This window comes from Ignavibacteriales bacterium (assembly GCA_016709155.1).
Classification (GTDB): Bacteria; Bacteroidota; Ignavibacteria; order Ignavibacteriales; family Ignavibacteriaceae; genus JADJEI01.
Genome location: JADJEI010000001.1, coordinates 1,719,294 through 1,736,386 on the forward strand (window position 1 = coordinate 1,719,294; position 17,093 = coordinate 1,736,386).

General features: G+C 34.8%; 14 protein-coding genes and 1 tRNA gene. 3 read left to right on the forward strand and 12 right to left on the reverse strand.

Annotation, left to right across the window (positions count from 1 at the left end; all coding sequences use genetic code 11):
- Window position 1: 1 nt before the first annotated feature.
- Complete coding sequence (locus IPH11_08240; GenBank protein ID MBK6913646.1) at window positions 2–1,159, forward strand: KamA family radical SAM protein; 1,158 nt, start codon at window positions 2–4, stop codon at window positions 1,157–1,159.
- Between the two features lie 71 nt (window positions 1,160–1,230).
- Here the strand turns inward: IPH11_08240 and IPH11_08245 are convergent, their stop codons facing one another.
- The 5 genes from IPH11_08245 to IPH11_08265 all read right to left on the reverse strand — a co-directional run bounded on the left by IPH11_08245 (window position 1,231) and on the right by IPH11_08265 (window position 4,071).
- Window positions 1,231–1,698 carry a hypothetical protein gene (locus IPH11_08245; GenBank protein MBK6913647.1) on the reverse strand — a complete coding sequence of 156 codons (468 nt, stop codon included), beginning with the start codon at window positions 1,696–1,698 and terminating at the stop codon, window positions 1,231–1,233.
- 211 nt (window positions 1,699–1,909) lie between these two features.
- The gene (locus IPH11_08250) at window positions 1,910–2,557 is read right to left on the reverse strand and encodes a hypothetical protein (protein ID MBK6913648.1); all 648 of its coding nucleotides are present in this window, start codon (window positions 2,555–2,557) and stop codon (window positions 1,910–1,912) included.
- A 190-nt stretch (window positions 2,558–2,747) separates the two neighbouring features.
- A complete protein-coding gene (locus IPH11_08255; protein ID MBK6913649.1) occupies window positions 2,748–3,386 on the reverse strand; it encodes a T9SS type A sorting domain-containing protein in 639 nt (212 codons plus the stop codon).
- Window positions 3,387–3,513: 127 nt separating this feature from the next.
- Window positions 3,514–3,828 carry a hypothetical protein gene (locus IPH11_08260; GenBank protein MBK6913650.1) on the reverse strand — a complete coding sequence of 105 codons (315 nt, stop codon included), beginning with the start codon at window positions 3,826–3,828 and terminating at the stop codon, window positions 3,514–3,516.
- Between the two features lie 171 nt (window positions 3,829–3,999).
- A tRNA-Lys gene (locus IPH11_08265) sits at window positions 4,000–4,071 on the reverse strand.
- An 80-nt stretch (window positions 4,072–4,151) separates the two neighbouring features.
- On the opposite strand from IPH11_08265, the gene IPH11_08270 reads away from it, so the two are divergent.
- On the forward strand, window positions 4,152–5,525 hold the full coding sequence (locus IPH11_08270) for a sigma-54-dependent Fis family transcriptional regulator (protein MBK6913651.1): 1,374 nt from the start codon (window positions 4,152–4,154) through the stop codon (window positions 5,523–5,525).
- Window positions 5,526–7,487, forward strand: a complete 1,962-nt coding sequence (locus IPH11_08275; protein MBK6913652.1) for a response regulator — start codon at window positions 5,526–5,528, stop codon at window positions 7,485–7,487. It abuts the gene before it with no gap.
- Here the strand turns inward: IPH11_08275 and IPH11_08280 are convergent.
- The 7 genes from IPH11_08280 to tadA are packed head-to-tail and all read right to left on the reverse strand — an operon-like array spanning window position 7,479 to window position 16,995.
- Complete coding sequence (locus IPH11_08280) at window positions 7,479–8,165, reverse strand: response regulator (protein ID MBK6913653.1); 687 nt, start codon at window positions 8,163–8,165, stop codon at window positions 7,479–7,481. The genes IPH11_08275 and IPH11_08280 overlap by 9 nt on opposite strands.
- Before the next feature lie 8 nt (window positions 8,166–8,173).
- The gene (locus tag IPH11_08285) at window positions 8,174–11,719 is read right to left on the reverse strand and encodes a response regulator (protein ID MBK6913654.1); all 3,546 of its coding nucleotides are present in this window, start codon (window positions 11,717–11,719) and stop codon (window positions 8,174–8,176) included.
- Complete coding sequence (locus IPH11_08290) at window positions 11,716–12,087, reverse strand: response regulator (GenBank protein ID MBK6913655.1); 372 nt, start codon at window positions 12,085–12,087, stop codon at window positions 11,716–11,718. The genes IPH11_08285 and IPH11_08290 overlap by 4 nt, the downstream gene beginning before the upstream one ends.
- An 8-nt stretch (window positions 12,088–12,095) precedes the next feature.
- Window positions 12,096–13,328, reverse strand: a complete 1,233-nt coding sequence (locus tag IPH11_08295) for a type II and III secretion system protein (protein MBK6913656.1) — start codon at window positions 13,326–13,328, stop codon at window positions 12,096–12,098.
- Window position 13,329: 1 nt separating this feature from the next.
- Window positions 13,330–14,235, reverse strand: coding sequence for a hypothetical protein (locus tag IPH11_08300; protein ID MBK6913657.1), 906 nt, complete (start codon window positions 14,233–14,235; stop codon window positions 13,330–13,332).
- Window positions 14,228–15,772 carry a hypothetical protein gene (locus tag IPH11_08305; protein ID MBK6913658.1) on the reverse strand — a complete coding sequence of 515 codons (1,545 nt, stop codon included), beginning with the start codon at window positions 15,770–15,772 and terminating at the stop codon, window positions 14,228–14,230. Before IPH11_08305 ends, IPH11_08300 begins: the two co-directional genes overlap by 8 nt.
- Window positions 15,772–16,995: a Flp pilus assembly complex ATPase component TadA gene (gene tadA / locus IPH11_08310; protein ID MBK6913659.1), complete on the reverse strand. Its 1,224-nt coding sequence runs from the start codon at window positions 16,993–16,995 to the stop codon at window positions 15,772–15,774. Before tadA ends, IPH11_08305 begins: the two co-directional genes overlap by 1 nt.
- Window positions 16,996–17,093: the final 98 nt, after the last annotated feature.

Genomic DNA, 17,093 nt, shown 5'->3' on the forward strand with positions numbered 1-17,093 from the left:
TATGGAACTGTGGCAGCAAATGATCAGAGACAGTGTTCACACTGTAGATCAGCTTGTCGAAAAATTCGGAATAGACAGAAAAATAGCTGAAGATCTTGATGAATTTTTTCAAGCAAGAATAAACCCCTATTATCTTAGCCTAATTCGCTATCCGGGTGATCCTATCTGGCTTCAATGCGTCCCCGATAAAAAAGAACTTGAGGATTTGGATTCAGAAGAAGACCCATTGATGGAAGATGCAATGAGCCCGGTTCCAAATATTACGCATCGTTATCCCGATCGTGCTTTGTTTCTGGTTACAAGTCAATGTGGATTGTTCTGCCGCTTCTGTACAAGAAAACGTAAGGTCGGTAATTATGAAAAAATCTCCATGAAAAATCTTGAGAGCGCATTCAAATATCTTGAGCAGCATTCTGAGATTCGAGATGTTATTCTTTCCGGCGGCGATCCATTAATGCTGACAGATGCAATGCTCGAAAAAATTCTGCAAAGGCTAAGAAAAATTCCACACATCGAAATTATCAGGCTCGGTACAAAAATGCCATGTGTACTTCCTCATCGCATCACACCCGAGCTTTGTGACATGATAAAAAAATATCACCCTGTTTATGTCAATACCCATTTCAACCATCCCTGGGAAATTACACCCGAAAGTTCCCGTGCCTGTGAGATGCTTGCAAATGCAGGTATTCCAGTTGGTAACCAATGTGTATTAATGAAAGGTGTAAACGATGATGCTGCGGTTATAAAAGAACTTCTTCAAAAATTATTGAAGATTAGAGTTAGACCATACTATATGTATATGGCAGACGAAACTAAAGGCGCAAATCATTTTCGCACTTCAATTGAAACCGGATTGGAAATTGTTGATAAACTGCGCGGGCATACAAGCGGATTAGCAATTCCTCACTTCGTAATTGATGCACCTGGAGGGGGCGGCAAGATTCCGCTGCTTCCCAATTATGTTCTTCATCACGATGAAGATAGAATTGTTCTTCGTAATTACAAAAATCAGGTTTATGTTTACAAGAATTACAAAGACAGAAACAATCCTGAAAAACCAAATGTGAAAAATGGAAAGAACAAAAAAACTGTTAAAACTTCAGAACCGATTGCCCGGATCAAAAAAACAAAACAGCTTGTTCTGCAGGAAGCATAATTAATTTACAAGTAGTTTTCAAATTAAAGATGACATCCACTTTTGGATGTCATCTTCGTTTTAAAAGAATACTATCTTGGATCTTCTCCGCCGGCAGCTTGGGTAGTATATATTATAGCCATCATATACATCAAGACTGTTTCGGTAGGGGTTCCATCTCTAAAAGTATAAAGCACTTCATCGAAAGAAGTTCCTTTATAAATCACATTATCCCGATAAGTATAATCCGCATCATAGGAAGTACCGGAACAGAAATTATACCCGCGCTCTGTCATTAATACTTCGTAAGAAGTACCCGTACAAATCGTTTTATCTCTGCGAGTGAATACTACATCGTAAGAAGTTCCTTCGCAAAGAGTAGCATCACGAATTGTGTAAAGCACTTCATCTGACTCAGCTTTTAGAAAGCGGGGATCATCAATTGTCCACCAAACATCATCGAGAGAAATACCTTTGCAAACTCGTATTTGTGAACTTGCTGAAGAATAGATTATCAGCAGAAGAAAAAGAAGGATTAGGAGGTAGAGATTTTTTTTCATACTGATCCGCTAATTAATTATTGAATTATCAGAAGTTAAAATAAATCTTTTTAATTCAAAGTTAAAGTCTTACTAATAGCTACTTCTTAATTCTCTTCTGGAATTTGCTTTGCAGTTATGTTACTGATATCACGAACTGATAAGGTTTTGGAAACAATTGTTCAATTAATTAAAATTATGTGTACGAATTCAGCAAAAAATTTAATATTAATTATTCTAGATGATAATCAATTAAAGCTGCGTAGGGATTATAAAAGTCATTGGTGATTTCGTTTATATCAACCCAGTCACGCACAGCTAATCCAACTCCCGGTTTAAATACAGTATATCCTGTAGTTTTTATTTCTTCTGATTGATAAAAGGCTACAAGAAAATAGTAATAACAGTCAGTTAATGAAATACTGCCAGAGGAAGTTGTGAAAGTGTAGGTGAAGTCCGTTCTAGAAATAATTCCATTTGGCGGATTCCCGTTAAAATCAAAAACATTCCCGAGTCCGATTGAACCAGAATAATCACCTGCCTTACCTGGATATTTAAATTGCAGAGAATCGTTCATATAAAGTCCACCGTTACCGTTCTTGTAGTAACCATTTTTCAGAATAATTTGCAATCCTGATTTAAGTAAAAACCCTTTTTCGTTTTCCTCAATCACATGGAGAGTATCTTTGAAATAGAGAGTTGTATCGTTGTATGCATCTTTTATCCCAATATTATATACCCAATAGTTTCCGATTTTAAAGGGCATCAATTCAGTTTGGATATTTTCTGGAGGCAAAGCTTCGTTTGTGCACGACATAATTAATGTACCCGAAACTAAAAGAAATAAATAATATCTTTGGAGATAAGTAATGGTTTTCATTTTTGAAATTAAAATAAATAAATGAACAGTTAAAATTCAACTTCTAAATTGTCACCATCAACCCTGTTAAAATTATTTTAGCATAATAGTAAAAAAATGAATCTCGTGGAATTTTTGGGAAATATAAAAGGCAGCCAACTTATTGACTGCCTAATTAGAGGGGATTGACAAAAGAAAGTAAAAAGTATATCTATTTGTTTAAAATCATTTTCTTAACTTCTGAAAAATTTCCTGCGATTAGCTTGTAATAATAAATTCCACTTGGAAGTCCTGCGGCATTAAATTTTACGGAATATGTTCCTCGCTCTTTAAAACTATTAACTAATAATGCAGTTTCTTCACCGAGGGAGTTAAAAATTTTCAAGGTTACCACACCGGATTCAGGTAATGAAAATTTAATTAAAGTTGAAGGATTAAATGGATTCGGGTAATTTTGCTCTAAAGTGAAAGATTGTGGGAGCTCTCCCTTGTCTTCAACTGCAGTAGGTTCCTGAACTCTTACTATACCAGCCATTCCAACACCTCCGGCAGCCCCATGCACAACACAATAGTATGGGTTATCGCCAATATTCTCGAATACAAGACTATAAACCCACGGGCTCGAAGATGGACTCCCGCTTGTAAAACTATTGTCATCGGCTATAACATTATGAAAGCCTCCGTCATTAACCCAAATAACTGTATCCATTGGGGCTATTGTTAAATCAGCAGGCAAAAATGTTGACCCATCAAGTCCTACATGAACAACGTAAGATGTTTGGGAATATCCGGAAATCGAAAAAATTAAAAACGTTAAAAAGAACAAAACGGAAATAGTAATGCTTCTCATAGCGAACTCCTGTTTAAGAATAAAATATTTAACTGATAGGTATTAATCTATTTTTATCATCAGGGACTGATAAAAATAATTTAAAGCAACTTTCTAAAAACAATCTAAAAAAATTTTTGATAAAAAGTCAATCATTTTTTTGCTCCCATGAATTTCCTTCACAAGGAATAAAACCTGGTTTTAGCTGTTTATCATATTTCATACAGAGCACAGACGATTTATCAAAGTGTCTGCAGCTTGAACAAATTGATTTTTCTATTACCTCTGAATTTTTCAAATTGAAATCTTCAAATTGCCTAACAGCGGGCATTACAATAAAACCAAAAGCAACGGCAATCAAAATTATCCACCATAGTTTATAATCAGTTTTGTCGATGAGGTACCAAAGGGTGGGTATTGCAAGAGATACTTTAATAAGAGCTTTATAAATTATTTCACCCATTCTTAACACTTCTACTAATACAAGTTGATATTTTTTTGTTCATTGAAAAAGGTAAATAAACTTTACTGAATTGAATAAATAAAGTAAGGAAAACCATTGCGAGAAAGAAGATAATTGAATATTTTGGAACAATAAAAATGCCCCGCTTTTGCGGGGCAAGAATTTCAGCCGTGAGCGCGGGTGGGCTCGAACCACCGACCCTCTGCTTAAAAGGCAGATGCTCTACCCCTGAGCTACGCGCCCTGAATTTTGAGCACCAAATATAATTAAATGGACTTTTTATTCCAAGTGAACTATAAAATCTACTACCAGAAGTTAAAAAAATGAACCAAAATGCTAAAATATTAGTCTGTGATGATGAAGAAACCGTTTGTTATTTGTTGAAGGAACAATTACTTGAAGAAGGCTTTCAAGTTGATACTGTTTACGACGGCGGTTTTGCCATTGATGCAATCAAGCGGAAAAATTATGATATTCTTCTTCTTGATCTGAATATGCGTGAGGTGCAAGGTGAGGAAGTACTAAAATTCGTTACCGAATACACAGAATCTATTCAAGTAATTATACTTACTGCCCAAAGTGAAATTAGGAAAGCAATAGAATGTATTAAAGCCGGAGCTTATGATTACATAACTAAACCGTATGATGTTGATGATTTATTGGTTACACTCAACCGGGCAATCGAACATAAGAACTTAATTCTAAAAACAACATTACTAGCTAAAGAAGCAAATAAAAAACATTCGACTTCAATTGTGGGAAAAAGTGTAGAACTCCATAGAGTATTAAATCTTGCCATGAAATCTGCGGTTTCTGATTCTAATATTCTTATTGAAGGAGAAACCGGAACTGGCAAAGAGTTATTTGCAGAGTTTGTTCATAAGAATTCGAGTCGTAAAGATATGCCCTTTGTTGTTATTAATTGTGCCTCGCTGCCGGATCAGTTAATAGAAAGTGAATTATTCGGGCACGAAAGAGGAGCATTTACTGATGCAAAATCAACAAAGCAGGGACTTGTAGAAATAGCTCACGGAGGCACCTTATTCCTTGATGAAATTGGCGAGCTTAGCCTCACCCTTCAACCTAAACTCTTGCGATTTCTCGAAAATGGAGAATTTAGAAGAATTGGGGGAATTACTAATCTCACCTCAGATGTAAGAGTAATTGGTGCCACTAATAGAAACTTATTAGAGGAAGCAGAAAAGAAAAATTTTAGAAAGGACCTTTTATTTAGACTAAACGTGATCACCCTTACCATTCCCCCCCTCCGTGAGCGTAAAGAAGATATATTAATTCTTGCAAATCATTTTCTTGAGACAAAATCTCCGGTTCGCTCTCCCAAAAGACTTTCGAAAGAAGCTGAAGATATTCTTATGAGCTATAGTTTTACCGGAAATATCAGGGAGCTTGAACACATTATTGAAAGAGCTCTAATTTTTGCCGAGGATGATATGATCAGAGTTGAAGATTTAAATCTCCCTTCTTCATTTACTCGCGCCAGATCGAAACACATTGCAGAAACTTCAGATTCTTTTGATGAGTTAGAAAAAATGGAGGATGTTGAAAAATGGCATATCAGAAGAGTTCTTAATCGGAATAACTGGGATAGAACTAAATCCGCTATTTATTTAGGAATCAGCCCCAAAACACTTTATACGAAAATCAAAAAATATCATCTTAAAGAAGAACTTTATTAAATGACCGGGAAAGCAATTCCGATATTTTCCATCTCGGATTTTCTGTATTCTCAAAACATAGCTATTGCAGCTGCTGATAAAAACTTAATTATTACTGATTATAACAATCAGTTTAAGTCAACTTTAAACATATCAAGAATTAAAGGAAAATCGCTTAACGAAATTTTTAATCAATTTTCATCTTCCAAATTCCCGGATACTTTTAATAAAAAACACTTCGAATTTCTGCTCGACAAGATCAATCATCGCCTAACTATTTCTGTAATAAACTCCCGTTCTACTCCTTATTATATTTTAAGGATTGATCCACTACAAAAATCAGGAAATACAGACTTAATAAATTCCGATCAGCATTTTCAAAACGAGCTTGAAAATATTTTAATGCTTATGGTTAAGGATTATGATCTTAAAATTATTTCAGAAGAGATTTTAGTTCGTTCTGCCGTATTGTCGAAAAGCGATTTCAGTTTTGTAGTCTTTATTCAACCTGATGGTAAACACGATTATCAGTTTTATAATTTTAATAATATAATTGGAGAGCAGCAGAATATAATAAATGAAGTGAACGGTGATCTTTCTTTCATTAATAAATGGTTGGATATTAACAAGAGAAGTTTGTTAATTTCAAATGATAGAACAGGAATTGGATATAACCTCTCTAAATTTTTTAATGCGAGTTCTATAATAATTACTCCTTGCATCTTTGATAAAAAATTGCTTGCGAATATTATTAATGTTAAAAAGACAGGATCGTTCTCGCAGCTTGAAATAAATTATTTGGAACAATTTGCTACTTTACTTTCGTTTGCAATAAGTAATATTAGAATGAAAAACTTAAACGAAGCGCTCGAAAGCAGGCTTCTTCAGGCTCAAAAGCTTGAAACAATAGGCAAACTTTCAAGCGGTATGGCTCACGATTTCAGTAATCTTCTTTCAAGTATTTTCGGAAGCATAAATTTACTTAAGAGCCGCGTTCCTCAAGATAGTAATGTGCTAAAACTTTTAGATAATATTGAAAACTGTTCTATCCGTGCACGTGATTTGACAAAAGGCTTGTTAAGCTTTGGGAAACCTACACCGAAGAGAAAAGAATTAGTAAGATTAAATGAACTTTTTCAAGAAATCTCAAAAGTTATAACACAAACATTTCCGAGCAGAATTGAACTTGAATTAAATATTAAGCCTGAACTTTTTTACATTTTGGGTAACTCAACTGAAATTTATCAGATATTATTAAACTTATGTGTTAATGCAAAAGAAGCCATTCCTTCCAATGGAAAAATTATTCTTTGCGCAGAAAATGTTACTGTCGATGAAACTAATATTATCAATTACCCGCTCTTCCGAAAGGGTAACTATATAAAAATATCCGTTGAAGACAGCGGAAGCGGAATTAAAGAGGCAGATATTATAAAAATTTTTGATCCATATTTTTCAACTAAGCAGAAAGATTCAGGTTCAGGATTGGGTTTATACGTTACTTACGGTATCATTAAGGCTCACGGCGGTTATGTTGAGGTATCAAGCAAATTAAATTTCGGAACAAAATTCGAAGTGTTCTTACCAGCCTACGAACCAACCAAAATAAAAGCTGATACTGCTGCAAAAGAAAAAATAATTCTTCTCGCTGATGACGAAGTAATGCTTCGTGATTTACTAAGCGAATTGCTCGAAGCAAATGGTTATAATGTAATCAAAGTTAGCTCAGGAATAGAAGCACTAAGTGCTCTGGGCGAATTGAAAATTGATTTAGCTATAATTGATTTTAATATGCCCGGTATGAATGGTCTTGATACGATAGCAAAGATGCGGGAATTGAAATTTACTTTCCCGATAATTTTGTCTTCAGGAAGTCTTGGAATTGAAATAGAATTTGATTTAAAAAAATATAAAGTGAATGGACAGTTATTAAAGCCTTACGAATTCGAGACCATGCTCACAACTATTCAAAAGTTAATCTGATAACTTCTCTGTAATATCCTCTTTACCAACCCTCACCATTTTTATACTGTTTGCATAATCCGAAAGAATAGGATTTTTTACTGCGTTTAGTTGATTCAATACTTCGTTTATTTCTTTAATTGCGGTATCAATATATTGTAACCTCAACAGTAAATTTTCTTTCGAAATTACTTCTTTATTAAGTTCTCGTTTTATTGCTGCGGATGATAAACTTAATAAAGTCAGTGGTTGTTTTATTTTATGATTTGCTGTTACAACAGTAGCAGCATAAGTGTTTCTTTTTTCAGAATTGAGATATAGTTGGTTTGCTTCGGAAAGCTTTAATGCTGATTTTATTCTTGCCATTAGTTCGATACGATTGAAAGGCTTTTTAATATAGTCAAAAGCACCAGCCTCCAACCCCTCCTTTGTATCTTCGGCACCAGACTTTGCAGTTACTAAAATAATTGGAATATGTCGTGTGTTTGGTTCCGAGACAAGATATTTACAAACCTCGATACCTGTAATATCAGGCATCATTATATCTAATAAAATTAAATCCGGTAACTCGCTCAAAGCTTTTTCAATTCCTGTTGTACCATCATAAGCGGTAATAACATCAAAGCCTTCGTTTTCAAGCCGATCTTGAAGCATGAAAACATTTTCCGGTAAGTCGTCAATTACAAGAATTTTTTGCATATCTAATTTTAACTCTTAATCTTAAGAAGCAGTTGTTCGATCTTAAACGAAATGATTACAGAATTCACAGGCTTTGGGATATAATCATCGAAACCACTTTTAATTATTATTTCTTTATCACCCGTCATAGCTTTTGCAGTAACAGCATAAACAGGAATGGATTTCCATTTGTCATTTGCTTTAATATTTTTCAAAGTCTGGAATCCATCCATCGCAGGCATCATAATATCGAGAAGTATCAGATCAGGTGTTTGTTTCTGCAAAATCTGAAGGCATTCCATTCCGCTTCGTGCAAGTTTTGTTTTGAAGTTTAATGATCGTACAATTTCATTTATAGTAAATAAAGTATCCGGATCATCATCAACGATAAGTATTTCTCCTCTTGGGGATGAGTTTTCATCTTCTTTACTTTTGGTTTCTACTATCTTTGGTGAATCACTTTTAGGAGCAGTTGAGTAAGAAGATTCATTCAAGTAAGAAATTTCCTGAAGTTTTATTCTATCCCGCACTACCTTAAGTACATCGAGGGGGTGTCCTTTTGATTTAATAGTAATATCATCAACTATATTTGAAAGCGATTTTTTTTCTTCATCAGAAATATCTTTTGCTGTAGAAATAATAATAGGGATATGCTTTGTTTTAGAAGATGACTTAAGCTTGTGTGATAATGTGATCCCATCAACCTTTGGCATCATCAAATCAACAATTATTAGATCAGGCTGAACCTCGGCAATTTTATTAAAAGCAAACTCGCTGTCCTGAATATATTCAATTCTTATGTTATCATTTTTAAATTCACTTTTAAATTTTTCAAACTCAAGTTCGTCATCATCAACAATAACAACTTTTTGAATACTTTTATGAGCAAGCATTTCCAATCTGTTCAAAGCAGAAAGTAGTTTATCAGCAGATAACGGTTTAATAAAAAACTCGAATGCGCCTAATCCATAGCCGAGATTTTTATCCCCTGTAATTGAAATAAGTATAACAGGGATATCTTTTGTTTCTTCATTCTCCTTTAGTTCTTTCATTACTGTCCAGCCATCTTTATCCGGCATCATGATATCAAGTGTGATAGCAAAAGGTTGAAGCTCAAGTGCTTTTTTAATTCCGTCATCGCTATTTTCAGCATATTCAACCGAGTAGCCTTTTGAAATCAGATATTGACCGATTGTATATCTCACTTCGGAATCATCATCAATTACAAGGATGGGGTTACTTCTGTTTTTTATAAGTGCACCTACATTTACATTTGCTTTAGTAGATATTATTTTTGTTTGAGCCTGAATTAGTGGGAAAGTAAATGAAAAAGTTGAGCCTTTTCCCGACTCACTTTTTACCCAGATATTACCCTTCAAAAGTTCAATAATTTTTTTTGTGATTGCTAATCCAAGCCCAGTGCCGCCATAGCGCCTTGTAGTACTGCCATCAATTTGTCTAAATTCTTCAAAAATAATTTTTTGATTTTCTTCCGAGATTCCTATCCCTGTATCTTTAACATCAAATTGAAGCATCTTATCTACTGTCGTCGATATTTTTAATTCTATACCACCTTGATGAGTAAACTTAATAGCATTGCCCAGCAGATTTATCAATACTTGCGTTATTTTACCTCGATCAGTGTTTATAAGTATGCGTGTGTTGGTATCGCGTATGATATTGAACTCGAGACTTTTTTCAGTAACCAGGGGGTTGATAGTGGTCTCAACTTCTTCAAGAATTTCTTCAAGTAGCACATCTTCTTCCCGAAGTTCCATTTTGCCGGCTTCGATTTTGGAAAGATCAAGTATGTCATTGATTAGGTTCATCAATCTCTTCCCACTCTTATAAACGACTTGTAATCTCTCTTTATTTTTATCGTCGAGTGAAGCTTTTTCAATAATTAATTCAGTCAGTCCAAGTATTGAGTTCATCGGTGTTCTCAATTCGTGAGACATGCTTGCAAGAAATTGTGATTTAAGCTGAGTTGATTCTTCTGCTTTTTGTTTTTGAATTGCAAGTTCATCGGCTTTTTCTTTAAGCTTTTGATGAAGTTCAAGCAACGATTCATTTTGTTTTCTTACTTGAATATTTTGCTGCTGATAGTCAACGTTCAATTGCTTTAACTCGGCAATAAAGTTTTCTAATTGGATAAGAGCATTCGCATTTGTAATTCCAATGGCAAGCTGTTCTTGAATTTTTGATAAATAATCTTTCGCTTCGGAAGAGGGCTTATCAACAGATCCCAATTCAAGTACTGCTATTACTTTATTATTATAAATTACCGGAACGACTAAAAGATTTTTGATCTCGATTTTAAAAATTCCTGTTTCCACAACCGGTAGTAAATCGGACGAATTAATTTCGAGCGTTTCTTTCCTTTCAATAACTGGTTTATAAAAGCTAATATTCTTATTAATATTTATTTGTTCAGGGTTTATTCCGTGGAAGCTTCTTAGTTGAAGAGTATCATCTTCGATTGTAAATAATGCTCCTGTAGTAAAATGACAAGTCTCCACAATCTTTTTGAGCGCCGCATCAGTAATTTCAGAAAGGGTGGGGTTTTGATTTATTAGGCTGATAAATTCAGAATATTCGTTTTTTGCCTTTTGATTTTTCTCAAGCTCATCAAGCATTAAGTTAAATGCTTCGCCAAGCTTTCCAATTTCATCTGTGCTTTTAATTTTTATTTTGTTTTTGAAATCACCACGCTTAGTTTTTTCTGTTGCCTCGCCTAATTCAGTTATTTGTCTGCGCAGCTTACTCGTAAATAAAAGTGTTAGTATCAATGAAAGTACTATCCCACTCAAACCAATAATTATAAGGACTTCTTTGATATTATCGCTTAAAGAAGTTGCCGCGCTCAGGCTTGAGAAGATTAGAAACTCAACCTTTTTATTTGAATTGTATAATATATTGGCACGATAAATTGAAACTAATAAATCGGACTTGTCTTTTTCTGAATGATAAATTTCAAAATTGCTTTTGGGGGACAAGTTCGAATATGCCTCGTTAAGTGCATAAGTATAGTTTATATTTGTAGAAGCATTCGAAACCTCAACAGTAGTATTATTAATAACGTAAGCAATATCGGAATTTATTTTCTTAGATAGCTCGGTTAGAAAATCAGTATTAATAATTCTGCCATAATAATAATAGCTTCCATCATCAGCCTGATATTCGCGAGTTAGTAGATATGGATTTTGGCTGAAAAATATTTTCAAGTCATTATTTTGCAATAACGAAATTAAATTCCTCTTGCCGGTCTTTTTTACTACATAAAAAGATTCTTTTGAAGCAGTTTGAAAAACAAAATCCAAATAATCTTCGTTTTCAAGATCCGAAGCAAGTGATACGTCGGAATATTTACTTGAAAAATTATGAAACGCTTCGTCAGTTGCCTGTAGTTCCTCATTAAGTCTGAAAGTAAAATTATTTACTGAAAAAAGAAGCTGCTCGGTTTGTTTTTGGGAAATGACATTATACATTAATGAATAGAATGCAACTGCTGCACTTGTGATTATCACAACTACAATCAGAAAATTAATAAGCAGTATACGCAGGCTTATTTTCATGAATCATTTTCCCGCTGCAAAACTTTACGAATTGTTATGATCAACTCATCAAAATCATAAGGCTTACTAATAAAGTCGGAAGCACCAAGCTTTGCTGAATCAATCGCGCTTTTAACATCGGCATAAGCAGTGAGGACAATTACTTTTGTTTTGATATTATTTGCCTTAACATCTTTCAATACCTCAAAGCCATCTTTGCCTTGCATTTTAAGATCAAGAAGCATTAAATCAACACGATGTTTTTCTAAGTAGCTAATTGCATCATAACCGTTAGTAACAAACTCAGCTTCATAGCCAACTTCGTTCAAGTCGTCTCTCAACGTTCTGCAAATGTCGAGATTATCATCAACTACTAAAATTCTTTCCATTGAAAAAATTATTCTTCTTTTTTACTTGTTTCCTGCAATTGATAATATTTTATTCTTTCACGTCCCTGCTCAAGCTCCGTCTTTAAAGGATTGGTTTCTTTAACTCCTGAAATTCTATCTTTAAGGGATGGCACCAACTCGGCTTTAATTAATATAATTAATTCTTTTTTAGTAACATTTTTCTCATCACTTCCGGTAAGATACCTGATTCCCAACACCCACCATGGTAAATCCTTGAGAAAGGGGATACCATTCCTGGTTGTTGTTTCCTCGTTAATAAATAATCCGCCAAGGACTGTCTCTTCACCGTTGAGCATTAGTACCTGTGTACTTGCATTAGTTTTTCTTATTTCAGAAGTAATCTCGTTTGCAAGGAATGAGCTTCTTTCAACAGCAATGTTAAGAAGCATGTAGCTTACACTGTCCTCTGTATAAATAAAAGGAGTTACTTCTATAATAGTTCCTGTCGGATAGAATTTTTCAACCGTATTTCCCGCAAAGTCTTTTTGCTTTATAGAAAAATCAGAACCAACTTGAATTTTGCCAACGTTTCGATCGCGAACAGTGATGCTCGGGTTTGCAATTATCTCGCCTAATTCTTCATTTTCGAAAAATCTAAAAACGGAAGTAGCTTCACCGAAGAAACCTCCGAGGTCGAAGTCAGTTGAAGCATTCACGGAAAAATTAGCTTCTTGTGTTTGAGTCTGAGTTGTGGAAGTTGTAACCTGTTTGTTTTCCCCAAGAAGATCACTTCCGAAATCAAGTCCTTTTTGAGAAAAAAGCAACGTCCAGTCTATTCCACGTTTTTTAGCTTCCGAAACATTCATTTCAAAAAACACTGCCGAGATTTTAACTTCTCGAGTGTCAACAGAAGCATAAGTTTCCGGAGTTTTTTCTGTATCGGTTGCTTCATGTCTTTTAATGATAATTACATCTTCCTTTACTTCATACATCAACCCCGCATATTGAACGATAATGACAAGCGCTTTATCATAAGCCATTGACTCAATTTCAATTCCTATGGGGGTGGTTAAATCAACAGTTGATACAATCCTTTTTCCCGTTGAACTTTCGCTTACCTTGCTAAGTAGTGCAATAGCCTGATTGAAAGGAAGGTTTGCAGAAAGGGTAACGAGTTCATCAGGATTGACGCCCTTGAATTGTTTCTCCAAATAATTTTGGGAGAGAATCTGAGTGTTTAGAAGGAGAAACAACCCGACAATTGATATTAGTGTCTTCATATTAATTCTCTTTGTTTTCGTTTTTCTTAATTAATAATTCAGGTTCAAGTTTTAGTTCTACTTTTTCAATTATTCCACCCTTGTTAAGAATAAAATTAACACGGCTGCTGGCATAATCAATTTTGGTAAGGTAACCAAGATAAACCGGTTCACCTTCCCAAATTAAAAAGGTATTTCCTTTACCATCAGCAAGAAATGCGCCATCTGGAATAAGGGCTAATAACTTAGCTCCCTGAACATCTAACAAACCGTCCACATTTGGCGGGATTTCATTACGAATTAGAGGGAAAAACGCATCATATAATGCACCGGCGGATAGATTATTTTCGACTATGTTCGATGTGGCGAACCTATTGTCCAGTGAAAAATATGCATCCACCGTCATGGTAAAACTTACCAGAAAAGCGGGCATTCCATCTTTATCGGAAATAATTAGATTGCTAAGAGTCAGCTGCTTTATTTTCTTCAACTCCTTACTTTGTTCAATGGCGTTTGCCATCCGATAGACTTCATTAAAATCTCCACCGCCACTTACTTTATATTCATGGAAGAAAAAATCCTTATCCGGTTTTTGCTCGGTGTATTCAATATCTACATGAGTGTTTTCTGAAAATCCTGCTGTGATAGTATTTAAAAAATTATAAAATTTAATTGGCGAAAGGTTCTGTGGAATATTAAACTTTCTATTGGCAAGAATTGAATCCAGCGAACTGGCTTTATTTAAAAGTTCAGCATATTGTGCGTTAAGTTCCGCGGTGTTATAGCTTTTCTTATTCAACTCTTCAAGCTTTTTTTCTCTTTCATTCAAATCGCCGCTTTGAAAGAGAAAAATATAACCTCCGCCAAGTAATAGTATGATCAGCAATAAACCAACCAGACCAAGTGTACTTCTGATTTTTTTATTCATTCTTCTTCGAAAAATTGGTGATGTTAAAGTTGATTATAAATCTATAAGCATTTTCTTCTCGAAGTGCTTCATAGACTACGCTTTTTAATATTGACGATTCAATTGAGTATGCAAAATCTGTTAGAACATTTTTTGAAAGTGCGTAACCTTCGAGCAATACTTGGTCGTCTTCCTCTTTTGATATTTTTGTGAGCCATAAATTTTTCCGTGATTGACAGAAATTAGCAACATGCCGTGTTACTTTGCCCCAAAGTTCAGTCCCCACTGCTGCTGAATCAAGTATAGCCTGTGTTTGATCAAAGCTGCTGATTTTTGTTTCAACATCCTTAATCTTGCTAAGTATCTCCTGGTTCTCCTTCATCAAAATAGTTTTTTGAGTGATCTCATCGTCCATCCTGCTAAGATCGCTGCTATTATTAAGAATTTGCTGTGTAATAAAAAATGCGGCGACAAAGAGAATAGGAAGCATTGCATAACCATGCCATGAGAACTGAAAGAATTTTTGTTCTTCACGGATATATTTTGGGAGAAGATTTATCCCCTTAGTTTCTTTGGTTTGCTCATCAAAATATTCTGTTGCAACTGCAAGTGGAACGGTGAAAGAAGAAAATTTTTCTTTCTTTTCTGTATCAACAAGCGTGTTATCGAGGTCATCAAACTCTAAACGGGAAACATTCGCTTCAGGAAAAGTTCCATAGAAAGATAAGATAAGGTTTTCGGAATCGTCTTCGCCGCAAACAATAATGTTATCAAGCGAAGATATTCCTCCATTTTCCATCTCGAGTAATATTTTAGAAAAATATACATCGTATGTATGAAGGTTTTGAGTCCCTATATCAAGCGTTGAACCAATGTGCTTTAATTTTCTGCCCTGGAGGAAAATTAACTTACTGTATTCCTTCCCTATGTAAACAATCAGAGAATGATCGTCAGGGAAAAACTTTTTCTTTTTTGCTACAAAGTAAGCTAAAGAAACTTCGGCACATTTTATTGTGGGTATTTTATAGTTTCTTTTACTGTTAAAAGAAGCAAGAGAGTTAATCATATTTACACAGGAGATCTCGCCGCTTACAAAAACGGATAGCAGAGATTTATCAGCAAGTTCTATGTAGCCGATACTTTCCTTTTCAACTGAAACATGTTTTGTTTCTTGAATATCGTCAATTATCTCTTGAGTGATTTTAGTTGACCTGATATTTTTTATTCCCTCGTAAACGTGGAAATAAATTGCCGGCTCGGTCAGCGCAGGGATGAATAATGCATTGCTAAGATTAATCCCGGCAAGCGAATTGTTAATCGTCGAAATATTGGCTTCAATAAGAGTGCTCTGCAAAGCCTGGGTTTCTTTATCAAGAGCTTCGAGCGATAGTTCATCACTTTCAAGACTAAGCCCTGCTTTTTCTTCCGGCTGACCAACATTTGAGACAAGATCAATAGATGCTACTCGGTGTACTTTAATCTTACCGGCAGTATCTTTTTCAAAGACACCGATCTTTGTATCGTTGCCCTCGCAATATATGCACACTATTTGTTTCATTAAATTGCCGTCAGTATTTGTTGCATTCTGGTTTTATTATTTGAATATGCCATAGCATTCTCCAACGAAATTTTCTTAGCAAGATAAAGGCGTTTTAAATCCTGTTCCATAGTAATCATTCCCATGGGATTATTTTGATTCATCATCATATAAATCTCAGAGAGATTATTATTCTTGATAGCAGCCTTTACGTTGGGGTTAACAAGTAAAACTTCTTTGGCTAATACCAATCTTCCGTCCAATGCCGGAATTAATTTTTGTGACACAACGGAAATTAACACATCTGCAAGTCTATTTCTAACTCTATCTTGTTCTGACGGGTGCATTTCTGCAATAATTCTATCAATAGATTCTATAGCCGAAGATGTGTGTAATGTAGAAAAAACTTTATGCCCCGTGTCCGTTACTTCAAGTGCTGCAAGAATTGTATCCGGGTCTCTCATTTCACCAACAATAATAATATCAGGATCCTGGCGTAATGCCTGGGTTACTCCCTCCTTAAAAGAAAGAACATCCTTTCCAACCTCGCGATGTTTAATAATACAGTTTCTTGAAGAATGAACATACTCAATAGGTGAAGCTATTATAATTACATGAGCTGGATCGGCATCATTATGCGCATCAACAATGGCATCAAGTGTGGTTGATTTACCGGAGCCGGTTATTCCCGTAATTAATGACAATCCAAACTTTATGTATGCATGGCTCATCCATTTAACTGCATTAGGATGGAACCCCAAAGTATCCAAAGGACGGATTGCAGAATTTATCGCACGCATATTTAAAGTTAGAGTATCAAGATCGAAATAAACATCAGAACGAAATCTGACGTCAATTTTTTTTCTCTCGTATAAAAAGGTATGGCTAAAATCTAAATTGCGATCTTGTAAAAGTGAATTCCGCTGATTCTCATTTAATAGGTTAGCAATAATGGTGGAGGTTTCGTCGTTTGAAAATTTAGGAAGGTCGTTGGCTCGTTCTTTAATACCATGAGTTCTCATCCAGATATAACCCTCATTTCCATGACCGCCGGTTTCAATATCTGAGGCTTCTTTTTCGATCATATTGACAAGAAATTTGTTGTACAAATCCCTTAAAGCCGTTCGCTCTACTGCAGAAAGGTTGTCTATATTCTTAAGCACAAAAGCAACTCTCTCGGCATTCGAATAATAACCGGGGATAGTTGAAACAAAATTAGTAAGGATATTTCTTTCTGCGTCTATCTTCACTTTTCTAACTGATAATTATTTAGATTTATATTTTATTTATTCAATTGATCACTAAATTTTGAAATGACATGTAAAATATCCTTCCGAATCGG